This is a genomic window from Dyadobacter sp. HNCC25DJ184 (assembly GCF_056895215.1).
The window spans coordinates 125,290-144,001 of record NZ_JBXHAQ010000009.1 but is presented as its reverse complement, the minus strand read 5'-3'; the positions used below and the strand labels follow the sequence as shown (position 1 = coordinate 144,001).

The following is an 18,712-nucleotide window of genomic DNA, read 5'->3' as shown; positions in this document are numbered from 1 at the left end:
TTCTAAGAAATTAAAATAAGAGCCACAGCTATAATTAAGCAGAATTTGATTATCTATGTAGAATATACTTAACGGAAATGCGCGAACGCGTCGGATGAAACTTCTTTGTTCCTTTATTGCAATCATTTTTGCTGCAACCAACCTTTTTGGTCAGTCATTCCAATCCATTCCTGGAAAAAATGAGGCTGAAAATTATACTAATATTTCTGGCGTATCAACAGAGGCTTGTAGTGACGAAGGCGGGGGTACCGATGTCGGTTGGATGCCTTCCAACAGCTGGGCAGAATACAAAATAAACGTTCCTGCGGCTGGCTATTATTCATTTAAATTCCGAATCGCCAATGGATTCAGTGACGACGCCAAGTTGCAGCTACTCACTTCATCAGGCTCTTTGATTACCGAAACGATCCTTCCCCGGACGGGCGGAATGCAGTCGTGGGAAACCGTGGCAGCCTATGGATTCCTTGATGCTGGCGATCAAACCATTCGTCTTTTTGCTCAAACAGGAGTTTTCGCCGTCAATTGGTTTGAAACAAATCTTCCAAAAAACATTCCAGCAAGAATAGAGGCCGAATCTTTTGATAAATTCTCAGGGGTCAGGACCGAACCGACCAGCGACGTAGACGGACAAAAAAATGTCAGCTATATAGACGATGGTGACTGGATGGATTATAATGTAAATGTTCCCGAAGCAGGCATCTACCATTTTGACGTCCGTGTTTCAAATGCCTGGGGGAACGGACTTATCAAACTTTTAAACAATTCCGGAACCGAACTGTCTCAGATCAGTGTACCGGTTACCGGAGGTTGGAATAACTACAGTACCTTGTCTTTTTCGGCTACCCTGCCTGCAGGAAGCCAGATCTTGAGGATATATGCCCAAAGAGGTGCTTTCAATTTCAATTGGTTTGAGGTTCGCGGAAGCACGGCAATCAAGCCCAAAGGCGTGATAACATTTCAAGCCCTGACACCCAAAACCGTGGCCAGCGGATCATTTATTTTAACCGCTACGAGTACGAATAATGAGTCGCCGGTGCATTTTTCGACTTCTAACCCAGATGTTATTTCAGTCAGCGACTCCGCCGGCTTTTGGAAAGCAACACCCTTAACTGCCGGTACTGCATTGATTACTGCCTCTCAGGAAGCTTCAAATTCATTTTCGAAGTCTGGCGATGTGTCTTTAACGCAGGTCATCCAATCACCATCTGGTGAATCTTCTGACCCAGCTAAAATCACGCTGGATGGGTCGCGTTGGTATCAACTTAACAATACAAGCAGCAGTTTGGCAGCATTATCTGACGGGATTACTTCCGAAAACGTCCAGACCGGTTGGGGTAAAGTTTTGAATACTTACGAAGCATATTATCCACTGAAGGATGGGGAGGAAATCACCATCAATGCGATCAGGTTTTATGATTTGGAGGGTTCGGAAACCGTGAATCCGATGACACTTTCGGTGATCACGGATCAGTGGCAAAGGATTGAACTTGCAACTTTCAAAGGATATGAATATGGTGCCTGGGTAGGACCATACCCTGATCGCAATCTGACTGGCGATGCCAGATTTCAGCTTGATGCCCCGATAACCAACGTCCGGTATCTTGTCCTCAAAATTCAGGGGGTATTGCCTACTGAAATGGAATTACATGGTACCCATATCGAAAACAACACCGGAAATTCTCCTATACCTGTCAAAAACATAAGGCTCGACGGCTTATTTGGTGTCAATGGTTACGAGTGGAATTTTGAGGATGGTAATGCGCCGTCGGTAATCAACGAATCTAAAATGGCCGCAGCCAAGAACTTTTCCGGATTCAGACATTATATGGACTGGGAAAGACTGGAAGCTCAGGAAGGCTCGTATTCTTTCAACCCGACCATTAGCGGTGGCTGGAATTACGATGCTATTTATGAGCGTTGTAAAGCGGAAAACATCGAAGTACTTGCTTGTTTGAAAACGATACCGAACTGGATCCAGGAAACATATCCGGTTGGCGATCGGGATTTAGAAAATGTCCCGCTTCGGTTTGGGAAAGATTTCGCTGACCCGGCCTCTTACACCGAGCAGGCGAAAGTTGGTTTTCAATATGCAGCCAGATATGGTAGCAATTCAAATGTTGATCCTTCACTTCTTCATCTGAATACCACACCAAGATGGAACGGGGATGTTGTCAATACGGTCAAAATCGGACTGAATCTGGTAAAATATATTGAGTGTGATAATGAAAGAGACAAGTGGTGGAAAGGGAGAAAAGCTTATCAGACAGCTCGGGAATATGCTGCAAATCTTTCAGCTTTCTATGATGGTCACAAAAATACGCTGGGGCCCGGCGTAGGAATCAAAAATGCTGATCCTAATATGAAAGTAGTTATTGCAGGACTGGTGACCGGACCGGATTATGTGAGAGCGATGGTGGATTGGTGCAAAGAATTCCGCGGATATAACGCCGACGGAAGCGTGAATATCTGCTGGGATATCATCAATTTTCATTTATATCCGGATAATGGAAACTCCGCCCAAAGTGGTACATCAACCAGAGGAGCTGCTATTGAAGTAACAAACGCTACTGAAAACCTTCAGAGTTTCCGAAAAGTTGCTTACGAGTTGTGCGGCGATATGCCGGTCTGGATTACGGAAATTGGCTATGACATCAATCAGGGAAGCCCATTGAAAGCGGTTCCTATCGGTAACAAATCGATTCTTTTAACACAGGCTGACTGGTTGCTGCGAACTTCCTTATTCGCCGCCAGAAATGGTATCGAGAAATTATTTTTCTACCAGATGTACGACGATAATGACGGCGGCGGCATGTTTGGCACTTCAGGGCTTTTAAATGCCAATCAGACCAGACGACCAGCAGCTGACTTTATTTATCAGGTTAACAAAAAATTTGGAAATTATAGATACCAGGAAACAATTAGCAATGATCCGATCGTCGACAGATATGAAACAGATGGAAAGTCGGTATATGTAATGTCGATTCCCGATGAAGTTGGCAGAACCGGAACCTACACCCTCAATTTGCCTGGAGTGGACTCTGTGATCATAAACACTCCGGCAGTTGGAGCGAACGATATGATATTTCAAAAATTACCAACAGTCGACGGCCAAACCGCCATCAGGGTTTCGGAAACACCTGTTTTCGTCATCCCGGTTTATCACTCATCGGTAAGACAATCGGGCGAAAATGGTTTGATCCAGAAGGGTCTCGAAAATCAATCTCCGTCTCAAAGAGCGATGGATCAGGCGTTTGTATATCCCAATCCTGCTGCAGAGTATTTAATCATCAATACCGAACCTGGGCAATTGACCAAAACGGAGGTCAATATATTTGACGCGCATAGTGGTCGGTTATTCAAAAAATCTACGTTTGACGCCGGCGCCCGATCCACAAAACGAATTGATATCCATTCACTTCCGGCAGGTAATTACATTGTAGAAATAAAACAGGGCAGTACTCATGCGTTCAGAAAATTGGCTAAAATCAGGTAGACCCGAACTGTCTAAACCCTGCTGAACTTTTCACGGTATTCTTTCGGAGTTATCCCCGCAGTGCGTTTAAAAAGCTGACGGAAAGCTTTCAGATCATTATAACCAGTATTCAGCATAATCTCCAGCACGCTCTGATCTGTACGTTCTAATAGCCGTTTGGCTGCTTCCACACGCGTTTTCTGCAGGTATTCAATAGGTGTAATGCCTGTAGCATGCTTAAATCTGCGTACCACATTCCTGCGACTAGAAGGCAAATCCTGAATAATTTCTTCGATAGTGGTGGTACGGGTATACTCCTCTTCAATTTTTTGCTGCGCCATCAGCACCAGATGATCTCCGTGGGATTGAGTCGGAGAGAACGTTCCGAAGTAGGATTGCTGGATCCGGTCCATGTCAATGGCAAACATCTTGGCTATTTTCACGGCCATATCTCTTCCGCAATAACATTCGATCAAATGAAGCATCAAATGGAAACTACTGGTCGCCCCGCCACTCGTGTAAATGCGGCGATCTTCCGTCACCACAGCATGTTCTTCCAACTGTACTTCCGGAAAACGATTTGCAAATTCTCCTACCGCATCCATATGTGTTGTCGCCTTCCGCCCATTTAGCAAGCCAGTGGCAGCGAGCAGAAAAGCCCCTGTACAAACACTTGCCAGTTCAGCACCCATTTCATACTGCGATCGTAGCCATGGAATACAAGCCGCATTCTCCATAATCGCACCCGGTAAAGTGTCGTTTAGAAAAGCAGGCACAAAAATCAGGTCCATTTTTGTCTGCGGCAAATACAGCGCATTATAACTGTCAGTTGGAAGCGTTTCTTCAACCTGCTTCACAACATGTATATCGAATCTCCTATCTAATCCATCCCTTTCATAAAACCGATTGACCGACTCAAAAACATCCAAAATGGCCGCGACACTCAACAACCGATGTCGCCTTGTCAAAAGTAACGCAAGTGTTATCATAAGGTTGACTTCTACTATTTTGAAGTGAAAATCTTAGTTTAAATATGATTTTAAACAATCTGAGAGGCATCACGAAAACATCAGTTGCATATATTAAGAAAATATTAAAAAAAGGAGTTAATATTTTACATTGACTCAATAAACTAAAGGCTCATTTTCATATATTGCGATATCTCTACCAAAATTGTTTTATTCGAAGGCGCAGCTTTCTGCAAATCAAATCACAAGTAAATACTTTCAGTTGACACCTCGCTTACCGTAATGTAAGTGTTCTCCGAAGTAAGGAAAAAACTTCTTTAACGGTTCAAGCTTATAAATAATAATTTTTAGCCGGTTTTAAACATCATATCTGCCGTAAGACACGATACTGACAAACGACCAGCAAAACTCAACATTATGAATAGGCACAAAAAAATCCTCATTGTAACCCCATATATGCCATATCCGCCAACAAGTGGAGGAGTCATTGCACAATTCGAGATAAATGACTGTATTCGAAATTTTCTGGACATCACCATCACATTCCCGGTGGGGAAAAAGGATTGGGACAACTTTAAGGAATTGCAGGAACTTTGGCCTAATGTTCACTTCCAGCCATATACACCTACTATCTTTCAAAAATTCCGTCACAATCTCCTGAAAACTATTTACCATGGGTGGCACCACCGCTTTAGAGCTATCGCCCCACTGATAGGCGCTCGAAAATTGGCAGATAAGGAAGACTGGACCATTTTGACTTCAACTACTCTTTTTAAAACATCGACCATTGATCCAGGCATTAAAGACCACGTGCTTAAATTAATATCAGAAGGAACCTACGATTTGGTACAGGTTGAATTTGCCACCTATCTTGGATTGGGCAAAGTACTACCGCCCACAGTCCAAAGGATATTTGTACATCACGAGCTACTATTTGTAAGGGAGTCGACTGAATTAAACATCCTCAACCGGACATCCAACCATTTGAAAAGTCTTCTGGAAAGAAACAGATCCAGGGAAATCGAGATGTTATCCGAATACGACAAAATTGTAACACTTTCGGAAGACGACAAGTCGAAACTGGTTCCCGATATTCAAGCTTCAAAGATTATCGTATCTCCATTCGTAATAAGAGGCAGGCTTGACAAACCAGCAGAATATTCCTTCAATAATCAGTTAATCTTTATCGGAGCGCAAGGGCATCTTCCAAACACCGATGGCGTCAGATGGTTCGTAACCAATTGCTGGCCTCGTTTGCGCGCGAACTTCCCAAATTTAAAATTACTTGTAGTAGGCCAATGGGCTCCAAAATCGATTAATTGGCTTCCGAACGACCCACAAATCAAGTTTTCAGGCTTTGTGGAAAACCTCGAAGAGGTAGCAAAGAACGCGATTTCGATCATCCCAATACGCATAGGAAGCGGAATTAGAATGAAAATCATTGACACAATTAATATTGGTATTCCATTTGTGACTACTACGATCGGCGTTGAAGGTCTTAATTTCCAGGACGATCTCGACTGCATAATTGCAGACGACCCAAGCCGGTTCAATGAAGGGATTGAACGTATTATTAAAGATAATGAACTGGGCCAAAGGTTAGTTTGGCAATCGCAGAAAACGCTGGCGAGAGAATATTCAATCGAAAGCATTGTCTCAAAGCGATTGCAGGCGTACGGGATCCAAACTCCATATTTAAGCTCACAGAAATCCGCCAGATAAACAATCTCAGGCACGACGAAAACAGAATACTATTGAATTCCGTTAAGCATACATTGATGTTTTACACGTGGCAAGTATTTCTCGATCTTGTTTTTACTGTCCTCCAGTTCCTCAAGAAATAACGAAACCACCTTTGCGCCATCTTCTAAAGCAGTATAATCGATCAGGTTATTTTCGGGATTGATTTCGAATAACTTTAGCATTCCCTCAAATTTATTGGCATAGCATACGCCAAACATCGGTTTTCCAGACACCGCCCCTGAAATACCGAGATGCATCCTTCCTGTTACTGTAAAATCCACCAGACTCAAGTAGGCTTTCAAACTAACACCATTTGAAAGACTTTCAGGAAAAAAGCATTCAATTTCATTTTCCAAACAATGATCATGCATTTTTTTGCTTATGGATCTGTCATTGTCCTTTCCGCAAAGAGGCCTTAAGTCATGAAAAAGAAATACAAACGATAAGTCATCCCTTTTAACAAACTCAGCTAAAAGTAATTTGAAGCCTTTCAGGTATTTTTCCAAACCTATTTTGTTGGCTTGAATCGAATTGGGACAAACTGCCACGATCTTCTTCCCGGCTCTTGCTTCGCACCAGGACTTGTAGGCAACGAATTCTGCTGACAAGTAAGTTTGCGGATCATCGGGACAAATGAAAGCAATGTCATTAGTTAAAACCAGGCGTTCAGCGGGTATGAATTCATTTAGCCTCTCGAAAGAATCAATATCCCTTGCTTTCACTTTAACAAGCTCAGAAGTCTTCGCCATCTCTCTCTTTATCGACGGCAAAATTCTGTTACTGATACTAAAACCTGTAAACTTACAGCCTAATCCTAGAAAACTGGCCAATTTCATAACGCGTAGTCTGACCACAGTTGGAAAATATCCATAAGTCCCATCCATAATATCCGCCCCGATCACGAATACCTGCGAATGTCCTTTAAGTACTTTTAATATCTTCAAGTAGTTTAACTCTTTGAAACCACCGCAATATCTAATTCTTTCATTTTTCAAAAAATCGTTTCGGTCTATCAAATTCGCCGTCATGATAGTTACGTCCTTCGCAACACAGAAATTAGAAATAAGGCTAAAAGTCATAATATCGTCGCCGAAGCCTCCGTTCAAATCTGCAGCCGGTATGATCAACACAGATTCACTTTCACTTTTTTTTATGAATCTCACGATAATCAATGCCAGAAACCACAAAAGTTGATCAGGAATGATCTTTAAATAAAATTTGATAATCTTCATTTTTTTAGATTATAATTCGCAAAAAGCTCTTAAAATCAAAGCTTACGACGGTAGTCAACGAACATAGATTGTGCATTTTCATTTTACAACTGACCTTTCAGTTTATCTTTTCTATTTCCGGAGACCAAAATACCTGTTCAAACGATGATATGTTCCCGTTACGACATGAAGCAAAAACAATGCACCACGCATTTTTTTGTCAAATATTACTGAACTGTTATTCTCGCGCCAAAATTTTAAACTTAATTTTCTTGTCAGCAACCTGACCAGTTGCACCGGCAAATACAACAAAGAAACCGGCTTCATTATTCTGGTGCGCATATATGGCAAAAATGCCCCTACAAGCTTAAAAACTCGGACCCTAAATAATAATCCATCCTGTCGGTGCCGAAAACTTGATAATTGAGATCTGATGATTAGATCCTTAGAAGTCTCTGCACCCACCAGTTCTTCATTTTTAAACCCATCTCGGATAATTTTATCCGAGATAATGGAGCGAGTCACGACGATACTGTTCCCCAGGCCATCTTCTCGGTATTCATCAAGCCAAGCATCTCCAACGGAGATGTCTGCAAGCTCGGTTAATACGTCTGTGCAAAATTCACAGGCATATGACTTAAACAACCCCGTTCCCCACAAATCACCGACTTCCCTCATTTTCATCTGATGATAATTATCTTCCTGATCAAATGCACCAAATGAGTAGTCTGATGACAAACTTTGCTCATCCTTGATTCGATACTCCTGATCGTGGTATACTCCTGCAATGCCGGCCCGCTGAGCGAGATAATCAGTAAAAAACCTGCTTTTAAGTCCGCCACAAATTATCCCAACCAAAAATGGAATTTTATCCCGTAATTCCGGATGGTAATGCTGCTTCAAGCGAATCGCTTTTATGAAACAGGCGACGCCCGATACACCTACCCTCCCATCGAGATCCTGGATTTTTTCAAAAAGGTCAGCTAAGGTGACTGGTATATATCTTGTTTTTGAAATCGTCCGGATATCCGAAATGTCTTTGACCAGCTGGTATTTATACGTACCCTGATCCTCTTTCACTATAAATAGGTAATCAACTATTTTTGCTTCAAGCAGTTTCTTGAAGACGTAGGTTGCAATACCTCCTGAGGAAGAAGTACCGCGAAACTCCTGGGAATATCCAATATAGGTATTTTCGTATCTCCCAATTTTTTCATCAGAGTTTGGGGTTTTCTCTAAATAGATATCTGCCAATTTATCCTCATCTGCAACCGCGTGGTCTGGTTTTGGATTAAAAGGGCAGACCCTCAAAATATCCCCCTTAACCAAAGAGGGATCCAGCACCTCGGGGACCAGAAAACCATTTTTGTCCCAGTTCATCCGATATGCTCCTTTGACCTCGGAAACGCAGCATCCGCAACCTGTACATAATTCATGTGCAACAATGTCTGTTGGGTTACTTGCCATCAATTCAGAAGGTATTCAAATGATTGAACAATAAATATAAACAAGATCAAGATTGAAGTCGTAGCGAAAATTTCAACGCAAATTGGTGAAGTATTTCGCGGTTTACTATATATGTTAATATCAGTGAAAACAATGCATTCGAATAAAGAATATATACATTTTCAGAAATGGTAATTATTGAAGTTAAAATTAGAAAAGCATTCAGCAATAAAACTTTATTCACAGGAAAGGTAATTGAAAAGTATTTTTTTGTATCATAAATCCTGTAAAGAAATAAGAAAACATAACCGATTAAGACAGCGCTGCTGGCACCAATTAGACCAAAGCTCGGAATTAGTAAAAAACCAGCTCCAATTGTTAGTACTGACCCTACTAATGTGGTGGATAGCGCACCGATAGTATCTCTTGAACTTAAATAGCCAGTTCCATAAAAACCTGCAAGGGATTGATATCCAATCGCCAAGTAAAGAATAGGAAGAAATTTCCACGTTTCATAATAAGAAGAGGCCACAATATATTTTAACGCTGGCTTTGTAAATGCAATAAGAATAATTAAAAAACAGAAAAGAATATTACAGTACTTTTTCAGCACTTCAGTATAATATTCATTTCTGTTTTCTGCCTCATAGTATTTCATCGCCTTCTCCTGCCATGCCATATAGAAAATATTTGTCAACATCATGAGTATGGATGGGAATTTCATAGCCAATGCGAAAACCCCGTTTGCTCCAATACCAAGAAATAACACAATAATGTATCTGTTTGCCATAGATATCGCCCACCACCCAAAAGTGTTGGGCAGCAACGGAAGAGAAAAAGCAACCATCTCAGTCATCAGAGCTTTATCAATATATGCGAGCCTCACATACTTGATCAAACCTATTCTCTCCACCAGAAAAAGGATAGTTATGGCAATTGCAAGTATATTGGAGAACAACAATCCCTCGACTTTTAAATCAAAATAATACAGAGAAATAAAAGTTGAAATAGTGAAGATAGAGGAATATAAGATTCCACTTAATACATACACATTATTCTTTCCTAATCCCCGGGCAATATATTGGATTACAGGATATGCCGTGTTCAACAAAATCAACAAAAAAATTAAAATGTAATGATTTATATCGAAAAAGAAACCAAGCACACCTAATATAAATATTGATATTATCGTTCCCAATATTAAAATAAATATTGAATTGGTAATTACTTTTTCGGATTTCGACGGCGTATGATCCTGAATGAGCCAGCGTAGCAACGCGTCATAAATTTGTAAATTTAAAATGGGTGATAGTAGTGCTATGGTGGATACGATCAAATCGAAATAGCCAATATCTTCCTTTGTCAGGAAAAAAGTATATAAAAAAAACAGCGCAAAAGATATAACCTTCGATACGATATTACCCGCGGTATAAATTGCTGTTAATTTCCCTAAACTAATATCCTTTGACATCTGCTAATTAAATTTGCGTGACTGCAAAAACATAGACTGACTTAAGGTTTCGTTTGTTTTTTTACCAGCGATCTCGCCACTTCGAAAACTACTTTTATCGATACGCTGGAAATCCATATAAAACAGAACACTTCCCATATCGTCGCCTAATAATTATAAATCAATGTCACACTTTATATATTCATTCCCAGGCAATATCACCATTTTTAGGGTAGAAAAAAAGTTGGTTTAGAGTGATCGAGTATCGTCGAATCTTCTTCCGCACTTAGGCTTATGGCTCATACAGTCTTTACAAAAAACCCAAATCATAATCAGCACAAACATAGGCTTTGTCTTCTCTTTCAAATCTTACCATATTTACCTATTTCGAGGCTGCCGTCATCAAGACTCGCTTTATCGTAGGGATCATATCAGAATATCCCCCGATTTCACACATTCACTAAGGAAAATTTCGCTTGATGGGCTTGATCGAGAGGCCCATAACTGCAAGCGGCTCATGTAGGCAACATAACCCTGAGCAACAGGAGCAAGAAACTTATTTTCGCTCAGTTCTTTTTCTTCAGGCAACACCGAGACATTCACACTACTGACCATACCATCATCATTTTTGGTGTTTGCAGCCTCACTGCCTTTCAATAACAGGTAAGTGATCGATCCATCGGCGAGATTTGTTAGAGGAGCTTTCTAATTGCAAAATTGTTACGTAAACAACAAGTTAAAGCAATAAATTTAAATACAGTCTCGATTTTTCGGAGCCTGGAAAGCAAAACGTCAACAACAGATCCCGCTAGATAAAAGTTTAAGCAGCCATTTTTTAGAGCAAGGGAAAGTTTTATATATTCATTATCTAATAGCAAAATTCATACCCATGGACGCCACATTCAAAAAACTCAACCTCAAAAACCAGAAAGAAGTCGTTATTCTTAATGCGCCGGAGTCATTTGAAGTAAATATTGATAGCATACTGTCAGAAGCTACGGTATTGAGAAAAGCAGACGCGAGCGATGCTGTGGAGTTTATGATGATTTTCGTTACAAAAAAGACTGAAACTGAAACAATTGTTCCTTTGATCGTGCCCAGGCTGGCCGGAGACGCCGTGTTGTGGATGTGCTATCCGAAAGGAACTTCTAAAAAATACAAATGCGACTTCAACCGAGACAACGGCTGGAATATTATGGGCAATTACGATTTGGAACCTGTCAGAATGGTGGCGATTGATGACGACTGGAGTGCGCTACGTTTCAAAAAAGCAGATTTCATTATGACAATGACACGTTCGACAGAACATGCACTTTCCGAAAAAGGGAAACAAAAAACCGGACAGAAATAACGCTTCACCTAATCCGACTCAAAACAATGGCAGCGAAGTCTGATACTCACCATTTTCTTGAATTACTTACGGGCAGCTGGAAAGGCGAAACCAAAACCTGGTTTGAGCCAAACGTACTGGCAGACCAATCGCCCATGACGGCAAATGCTAAAATGGTTCTTAACGGTTCATTTTTAATCGTGCAATATACCGGGCAGATACAGGGCAAAAATTTTGAAGGTATCTACACTTGTGGCTTTGATATTCCCAACCAGATCTTTCAGGTTTCGTGGATTGACAGTTTTCATATGGGAACCGGTATGATGCATTTGACGGGAGTACCCAAACCTGATGGTTTTGATGTCAGAGGAACCTATACCTCTCCGCAAATGCCGGAACCGTGGGGCTGGCGAATCCTATTTCAACTGGCTGAAAATGGTGAATTACATATCATTTCCTATAATATCTCGCCAGAGGGTCAGGAAGACCTGGCGACGGAGACTATATTTAATAGAAGTTAAGTCATGCTTTTGTCGGATACAGAATTAAAGCCAACCGGATAAAACCAGCTGGCTTTGAGGTGTTTTTCTGCATCTTATTTAAAACGCCTCTCTAATATTCCATCCTTTCCTATAAATCCGGCTCAGATAGCGTTCGGCTTCCGGATGATTCGGGAATTTCATATTTTCTGAATCCCATTTAAGCAGCTGTCCGGGCACCCGAATGGCTACTGTACCTAAAAGTATTGCCTCGGTCATCGGTCCTGATTGTGCGAAATGGGATTCGGTTTTTTCACCGCCTAAACAGGCGTCGACAAAATGATGATAGTGGTTGCGGCTTTCAAAACGTTTTAACGTCTTGTCCTTAAATTGGCTTTCAGGTAATAAAACCGGCGTACCTCCGTGCGGGATAAGCAACGCACCTTCGGTACCAACGAGCATCGCCGACTCAGCCGGATAATTTTCGATCGAGTACAAAGCCCTGATATCATCGGGCGGATACATTGCTCCGTCAAACCATTCAAGCGTGAGCTCTTTTTCCGCCGTAAATTTATTTCCCGGAAATACCCACGTGATATGATCTCCCTGCGGCCAGGTGTCTGCGCGTCGCTCCGGCGAATCCTGCCACGACTTTTGTACCTCGGCCACAACCGATTTTGGCGATTTCAACCCCAGTCCTTTCCAGACCGCATCAAAAATATGACAGCCGATATCGCCGGACCAACCGGTTCCAAAATCCTGCCACGCACGCCATTTAGTTGGGTGATATATACCTGGAGCATAGGGTCGCATCGGAGCTGAACCAATCCAAAGGTCCCAATTCAAAGTAGCTGGCGGCGCTTCCGTTTCTTTTGGACGGGGGCCAACAAGCCGGTAAGTATCGATTGCGCCAGGGCGATTCGAACACAGATATACATTCTTTACCTTTCCGATCAGCCCGTCTTTTATCCATTGCACCGCCGTGCGGTCACCTGCAGTGGACGCTACCTGAGTACCGAGCTGGGTAATAGCACCAGCTTTCACAGCGGCCTGGGTCAACAATCTTACCTCCGCAACGTCATGACACATCGGTTTTTGACAATAGACATTCTTCCCAGCCTTTATAGCCGAATATGCAATCGGGAAGTGATTATGATCAGGAACTGTTACATTAACAGAATCAATATTCCCTCCCTCCTTTTCCAAAAGCTCCCGCCAGTCGGAATACAAACGGGCGTTGGGATTCAATGCGGCCGCTTTTTTTAAATTATTTTCATCAACATCACATAAAGCAACTATATTAACCTTCGGGTGTTCCATGAAATTTTTGAGGTCATGAGCACCCATTCCTCCCACGCCAATTGAGGCATGGTTTAGCTTATCTTTTTTAATACCAGCCTTCGCCGATGTGTTTAATAAAAATGAAGGCGTGATCGCAGCTGCGGCGGCACTCAGCAAAAATTCCCGCCTGTTCAAGTCCGTAATTTTGTCTTTCATTTTGTCAGGTTTTAGGTAGTGTATATAGAAAGCGGGGGGGTGCAAAATATACTATTTTAGTGGGGGACAAAAGGAGGCAGGAATTGCCTTGCTCAAAAGTCATTTACGTGACATTCAAAACATCAATATGACAGTCAGTTACAACTGTTATCCAACAATAAAAACGGGTTCGTGGTATATCGGGAAGTTTACCGAGTTGGCGATGAAACATAACTTTCCGGCTTCCTGATGAAGTTCATATGCCAGTTCAATCTTTGATCCATCCGTGATGGTGATCGTTGGATGTAGCGTTATTTCGGAAAAATGTCCCGCACCTCCCGTGGTTTCCACCAATGTTCCGGTTGCATGGTCGATGTAATCAGTGACAACGATTCCGCCCTTTACACAGACAAATAAATACGACATCATATGACAGGATGATATCGCAGCCAATAGTAACTCCTCGGGATTGTGCCTCGTTTTGTCACCTCTGAAATAAGGATCTGCGGAACCCAGAATGTCGGGCTTGTTGTCAATTTCAATGGTATGAGCTCGCTCAAAATCCCGAAAAGACGAAGTTCCTGTTCCCTTGTTTCCCGTCCAACGAACCCTGAGATTGTAGATATGCGCTCCTTTCATTTTTACAAAATTTGGTATGATATTGGCCCGAAAACTTAATAAACGGTGATTTCTTATAATGTAGCTCCAAATATTAAGCTTATTTTAACATGTATTTACTTTCTTCGCACTTTCGTTTTTAATGACTATTAAATTTTACCTGATTTCAAATCCAAACGTTTTTCGGTCTCATCTGATGAGCGCTTTTTCATTCGATTTTAAGTCTGAAATACCTATCCCAAACCCATGCTCGACAAAATCTTAAAACAGACGTTTCTTCTCTCGCTATCGGTTTCGGCGATGAGTGTGGCACAAAATATTTCCGGAAATTTAAAGTATATCGATCCAAAAATCGGGAATGTCGGACAGCTTCTCGAGCCGACCCGGCCGACGGTGCAACTTCCGAATCAGATGATCAGAATGGCACCAATCCGTGCCAATTATCTGGACGATCAGATTTCAAGCTTTCCGCTGACCATCGTTTCGCATCGGTTGGGAGAGGCATTTTCCATTAAGCCTTCCGTGAAACCTGTGGATAACGCCATCTGGTCACAAAAACTCGCTTACGATCATGATTTAGAGCAAATTCGCCCGTGGTTTTATTCAACCTATCTGTTTGATGATGATGTAACCGTCAATTATGTGCCCGGCAAAAAAACCGGTATTTTTCAGTTTGATTTTCCAAAAAATGGAAACAAAAGTATTCTCTTCGATCTCTATAATGGCGAAGGAAGCTGGCAGTTTGTGGACGGAAAAGAAGTGCTTGGAACAGAGCTATATAATGGCGATATACCGATTTACTTATATGGAAAGTTCAGCGAAAAAGGAGCTGCCGGCATCAATCAAAACGGTGGCCTGGCAACTGACCAGAGCATTAAAGGTAAAAAGGCGAAAGCTTATATCAGCTTCCCTGACAACAAAACCGGTAAAATAGAATTCAAATATGCCATTTCGTTTGTTTCTGCTGATCAGGCCCGGAAGAATTTCAACAACGAATTGCGATCAACGGATTTTGAAAGTCTGAAAAAAAATGGGGAAGCTGCCTGGTCGAAAGTGATAGGTCAGATTAATATCGAAGGCGGCACCGAAGCGCAGAAAAGGACTTTTTACACTTCGCTTTACCGAACTTATGAACGTATGGTGGATATCACCGAGGACGGTCAATATTATAGCGGTTACGACAAAAAAATCCATCAGACAACCCGACCATTTTTCGTGGACGATTGGAGCTGGGATACCTATCTGGCCCATCACCCGTTGCGCACGATACTGCATCCCGCGCAGGAAGAAGACATGCTTCAGTCGTATGTTGAAATGTATAAGCAAAGTGGCTGGGTGCCTACTTTCCCGGTCCTTTTTGGGGACAGTCCTTGTATGAACGCTTTCCATTCCTCCATCGTTTTTCTGGACGCTTATCGGAAAGGATTGAAGAATTTTGACGTTTCGAAAGCATATGAAGGCATGCTCAAGAATGCGAACGAAGCAACGATGTTGCCGTGGGTGAACGGCCCGAAATGCGAGCTGGATGATTTTTACCACAAAAACGGATTTTACCCTGCACTTGGAAAAGATGAAAAGGAAACCGTTGAGTTGGTAACCCCTTTCGAAAAACGTCAGGCAGTCGCAGTGACACTTGGTGGCGCATATGACGACTGGGCAGTTGGGCAAATGGCCAAAGACCTGAAAAAAGACGCTGATTTTAAAGTGTTTGAAGCGCGTGCTTTAAACTACAAAAACCTGTGGAACAATGACCAGCATATGTTTATCCCCAAAGACAGCAAAGGCGAATGGATTAAAATCGATCCGAAGTTTGATGGGGGAATGGGCGGCAGAGAATTTTATGACGAAAATAATGGATATACCTACAAATGGCAGGTGCAACACGATATACCGGGTTTGATAGGGCTAATGGGTGGCAAAAAACAATTTGAAGCGGATCTGGATCAATTATTCAGAGAGGATTTGGGACGCAGTAAATATGAATTCTGGGCTAAATTTCCCGACGCGACCGGACTGATTGGTCAATTTTCGATGGGTAATGAACCGAGTTTTCATATTCCATACTTGTACAATTATACTGCTCCATGGAAAACGCAAAAGCAGATTCGTTTTTTGCTGGATGTATGGTTTAAAGACAACATTTTCGGAATTCCGGGAGATGAAGATGGTGGTGGCATGACTGCATTCGTCGTATTTTCTTCTTTAGGTTTTTACCCTATCACGCCGGGGAAACCTGAATATACCATTGGTAGCCCTCTTTTCGAAAAAGCTACAATTGACCTTGAAAACGGCAAAAAATTTACTGTACTGGCTCATCAGGCGTCAGTAATTAACAAGTATATCCAAAGCGCAAAATTCGATGGAAAGCCATTGAATACTCCAACTTTCACCCACGCCCAATTACAAGCCGGCGGCACACTTGAGCTTGAAATGGGACCGAAGCCTAATAAGAGTTGGGGAATTGACTGAGGGAAGGATGAAAGGGAGGAGGGATGAAGGGAGGAAAGGGTCGCTGTTGTCAAGAAAAAAAGGGTCAACGGTCAAGGGTTCAACGGTTAACTGACTTCGACGAATAAAACGGGGATATATGGGCTTGAAACCCATATATCCCCATTTTATTATTATTCAGACTTATTATTTGTCTTTAAAAAAGTGATTGCTGCGTTTAAAACTGTGTCGTTTCCGGATTGAAAATCATTGACAGTTGGCTTTACAACAATATTGGGCTGTATACCTTTGCCGTTCCATTCAGTCCCATCCGGATATGCATCACGCTTAGTACAAACACGGGCCTCAATACCTCCCGGCAATGAAAATCCCAAGGGTTGCCCTGTACTGCCGCCAGTTGCTTCACCGATAATGGTTCCCCGTTTCATTGAATCGAAGGCTACTGCAAAATCTTCCGCAGCAGAAAAAGTACGCCCACTTGTCAAAACAACGACCGGTTTTTGATAAAAATGTTTGCCATTCGGCCCCACACCGTTTTCAATGTCATTCACTTTTTCAAACAGCACCGACTCACCCCGAGCTCTTCTGACCGGGCTGTATATTCTGGATGTATACGAGCCTGTAAAAAAAGTTTTATCTGTAAGAAAACCGAGAATTTCGAAACCATATCTGCTGTTCCCGCCCCCATTTTTCCTCACATCAATGATTAAGGCAGTTGTTTTGGAAATCGAGTCAAAAGCGGCCTTGAAACCATCCAGCGCCTTATTACTTTCAAATTCATTGAGCTGAACATAGGCTATATTACCCGGCAAAATCTGAAATCCGAAAGCGGATCTAGGCTTTACATTTCGATATCCAAAACGAGGGAGACTTCGTTCGAGAGCTTTACCCTTTGCATCACGAAATTCAATTTTAACTGACTGGCTTTTCGATCCGCGAAGCAAGTGAAAGGTATACGTCTGCACATCCACATTCTGAATGGTCGATCCGCTTTGATAAGGTCGAACAAACTGGTTGGCATATTCATTGACAGGCGTCCCATCAATCTTAATTATTTCCAACCCGGGTGATATTCCGGTCTTTTCCAAACTATCTGAAAAAACCTCTTGCACAAAAACTTTTCCACCGATTAAAACAGGGGCAATTGGAGGGCTGTAAGAAGTAAGATTTACTAATTCTTTATCGCGAGGATATACATCCGTATGCCCATCGTGAAGCTGCGCGCAAAAAGCTTTTAGAACCATGAGATATTCCACTGTCGATCTGGTGGCTCTCACCTTTGGCAAATATTCCAGATAAAGCCTGTCCCAATCCACTTCCGGAATATGGTCAAAGTATGCAAAATTATACTTTACTTCCGACCAGAATTTTGACAAACCTGCCACTTTCTCATCTTCACTGATATTGACCTGATAAGGCGTTTTCAGTGCTTCACTGTTGAACACCCTTTTTATGGCAAGAAGTTTTCCGATCATTGAAGATATAGCCGAATCCTTCCTGACTTCCTGAAAAGCGGGTTCCTTAAAAATCATTTCAGCATAGGATGCGCCATACTTGCCGTTCAAGGGATACTCTAAAATCCTTGCCGCCGAAGCAGCTTTCCCCATTTTTGCCTGTACATAGGCCAAATCGAAAGATATATCTCCTTTCCGATAAAATAAGGATTGATCCTTTTCAGCAAGTTTTAGAACTTCCGGACGACTATAATAATCCAGTGCGTTCAGCAAAATCTGCTCAGCTTTTTTTAAACTGTCAATCGACGGCCTTTCGATATTATTGTAAAATGGTCTCGCAGCGGCTCGCTGATCCTGCAGGTAATCATATGCCTGGTTTGCAGTCAAGGCATTGTTCTGTGCTAAAATTGTTTCAGAAAAAAGCAGGACGAAAATTGCTGTGATTAAATAATTGAATCTATATCTCGAGCTCATCAGATTCCATTGATGGATAGACAATTGCAACATGGCTGGGTTTCGTTTTGCGATGAACTAGGTAAAGAGTCTCCTCTATCTATTATACCTCTATCCTCCTCCAGCAGGCGACAAGTCGTACCGCACCCGAATTTCTCCTACTA

12 protein-coding genes are annotated in these 18,712 nt (G+C 42.0%); 5 read left to right on the top strand and 7 right to left on the bottom strand.

The genetic code is table 11. The features are described 5' to 3' along the window. Positions 1-94 precede the first annotated feature (94 nt). The gene (locus tag AC1XUD_RS15250) at positions 95-3,493 is read left to right on the top strand and encodes a carbohydrate-binding protein (protein WP_483361886.1); all 3,399 of its coding nucleotides are present in this window, start codon (positions 95-97) and stop codon (positions 3,491-3,493) included. Between the two features lie 11 nt (positions 3,494-3,504). Here AC1XUD_RS15250 and AC1XUD_RS15245 read toward each other — a convergent pair whose 3' ends face one another. Further along, complete coding sequence (locus AC1XUD_RS15245) at positions 3,505-4,461, bottom strand: GlxA family transcriptional regulator (protein WP_483361885.1); 957 nt, start codon at positions 4,459-4,461, stop codon at positions 3,505-3,507. A gap of 396 nt (positions 4,462-4,857) precedes the next feature. Here AC1XUD_RS15245 and AC1XUD_RS15240 point away from each other — a divergent pair, with 396 nt between their 5' ends. Next, a complete protein-coding gene (locus AC1XUD_RS15240; protein WP_483361884.1) occupies positions 4,858-6,162 on the top strand; it encodes a glycosyltransferase in 1,305 nt (434 codons plus the stop codon). Between the two features lie 29 nt (positions 6,163-6,191). Here the strand turns inward: AC1XUD_RS15240 and AC1XUD_RS15235 are convergent, their stop codons facing one another. The 3 genes from AC1XUD_RS15235 to AC1XUD_RS15225 form a co-directional block, all read right to left on the bottom strand. Then, the gene (locus AC1XUD_RS15235; RefSeq protein WP_483361883.1) at positions 6,192-7,415 is read right to left on the bottom strand and encodes a polysaccharide pyruvyl transferase family protein; all 1,224 of its coding nucleotides are present in this window, start codon (positions 7,413-7,415) and stop codon (positions 6,192-6,194) included. A 111-nt stretch (positions 7,416-7,526) separates the two neighbouring features. After that, complete coding sequence (locus AC1XUD_RS15230) at positions 7,527-8,861, bottom strand: Coenzyme F420 hydrogenase/dehydrogenase, beta subunit C-terminal domain (protein WP_483361882.1); 1,335 nt, start codon at positions 8,859-8,861, stop codon at positions 7,527-7,529. A 46-nt stretch (positions 8,862-8,907) separates the two neighbouring features. After that, positions 8,908-10,311: a lipopolysaccharide biosynthesis protein gene (locus tag AC1XUD_RS15225; RefSeq protein ID WP_483361881.1), complete on the bottom strand. Its 1,404-nt coding sequence runs from the start codon at positions 10,309-10,311 to the stop codon at positions 8,908-8,910. An 868-nt stretch (positions 10,312-11,179) separates the two neighbouring features. Here AC1XUD_RS15225 and AC1XUD_RS15220 point away from each other — a divergent pair. Continuing rightward, the gene (locus AC1XUD_RS15220; protein WP_483361880.1) at positions 11,180-11,641 is read left to right on the top strand and encodes a hypothetical protein; all 462 of its coding nucleotides are present in this window, start codon (positions 11,180-11,182) and stop codon (positions 11,639-11,641) included. 26 nt (positions 11,642-11,667) lie between these two features. Further along, positions 11,668-12,141, top strand: a complete 474-nt coding sequence (locus AC1XUD_RS15215; RefSeq protein ID WP_483361879.1) for a DUF1579 domain-containing protein — start codon at positions 11,668-11,670, stop codon at positions 12,139-12,141. A 78-nt stretch (positions 12,142-12,219) separates the two neighbouring features. Here the strand turns inward: AC1XUD_RS15215 and AC1XUD_RS15210 are convergent, their stop codons facing one another. Both AC1XUD_RS15210 and AC1XUD_RS15205 read right to left on the bottom strand, forming a co-directional pair. Then, positions 12,220-13,596: a Gfo/Idh/MocA family protein gene (locus tag AC1XUD_RS15210; protein ID WP_483361878.1), complete on the bottom strand. Its 1,377-nt coding sequence runs from the start codon at positions 13,594-13,596 to the stop codon at positions 12,220-12,222. A gap of 147 nt (positions 13,597-13,743) precedes the next feature. Then, positions 13,744-14,214, bottom strand: coding sequence for an OsmC family protein (locus tag AC1XUD_RS15205; RefSeq protein WP_483361877.1), 471 nt, complete (start codon positions 14,212-14,214; stop codon positions 13,744-13,746). 225 nt (positions 14,215-14,439) lie between these two features. On the opposite strand from AC1XUD_RS15205, the gene AC1XUD_RS15200 reads away from it, so the two are divergent. Beyond that, positions 14,440-16,662 (top strand): GH92 family glycosyl hydrolase, encoded by a 2,223-nt coding sequence (locus AC1XUD_RS15200; RefSeq protein WP_483361876.1) that lies wholly within the window; start codon positions 14,440-14,442, stop codon positions 16,660-16,662. 152 nt (positions 16,663-16,814) lie between these two features. Here AC1XUD_RS15200 and AC1XUD_RS15195 read toward each other — a convergent pair whose 3' ends face one another. Next, a complete protein-coding gene (locus AC1XUD_RS15195) occupies positions 16,815-18,602 on the bottom strand; it encodes a S41 family peptidase (RefSeq protein WP_483361875.1) in 1,788 nt (595 codons plus the stop codon). Positions 18,603-18,712 lie beyond the last annotated feature (110 nt).

What these genes read in the sequence shown, in the direction of transcription:
- AC1XUD_RS15250 (WP_483361886.1), top strand. Translation starts at nt 95, where the DNA reads ATGAAACTTCTTTGTTCCTTTATTGCAATCATTTTTGCTGCAACCAAC.
- AC1XUD_RS15245 (WP_483361885.1), bottom strand. Translation starts at nt 4,461, where the DNA reads ATGATAACACTTGCGTTACTTTTGACAAGGCGACATCGGTTGTTGAGT.
- AC1XUD_RS15240 (WP_483361884.1), top strand. Translation starts at nt 4,858, where the DNA reads ATGAATAGGCACAAAAAAATCCTCATTGTAACCCCATATATGCCATAT.
- AC1XUD_RS15235 (WP_483361883.1), bottom strand. Translation starts at nt 7,415, where the DNA reads ATGAAGATTATCAAATTTTATTTAAAGATCATTCCTGATCAACTTTTG.
- AC1XUD_RS15230 (WP_483361882.1), bottom strand. Translation starts at nt 8,861, where the DNA reads ATGGCAAGTAACCCAACAGACATTGTTGCACATGAATTATGTACAGGT.
- AC1XUD_RS15225 (WP_483361881.1), bottom strand. Translation starts at nt 10,311, where the DNA reads ATGTCAAAGGATATTAGTTTAGGGAAATTAACAGCAATTTATACCGCG.
- AC1XUD_RS15220 (WP_483361880.1), top strand. Translation starts at nt 11,180, where the DNA reads ATGGACGCCACATTCAAAAAACTCAACCTCAAAAACCAGAAAGAAGTC.
- AC1XUD_RS15215 (WP_483361879.1), top strand. Translation starts at nt 11,668, where the DNA reads ATGGCAGCGAAGTCTGATACTCACCATTTTCTTGAATTACTTACGGGC.
- AC1XUD_RS15210 (WP_483361878.1), bottom strand. Translation starts at nt 13,596, where the DNA reads ATGAAAGACAAAATTACGGACTTGAACAGGCGGGAATTTTTGCTGAGT.
- AC1XUD_RS15205 (WP_483361877.1), bottom strand. Translation starts at nt 14,214, where the DNA reads ATGAAAGGAGCGCATATCTACAATCTCAGGGTTCGTTGGACGGGAAAC.
- AC1XUD_RS15200 (WP_483361876.1), top strand. Translation starts at nt 14,440, where the DNA reads ATGCTCGACAAAATCTTAAAACAGACGTTTCTTCTCTCGCTATCGGTT.
- AC1XUD_RS15195 (WP_483361875.1), bottom strand. Translation starts at nt 18,602, where the DNA reads ATGTTGCAATTGTCTATCCATCAATGGAATCTGATGAGCTCGAGATAT.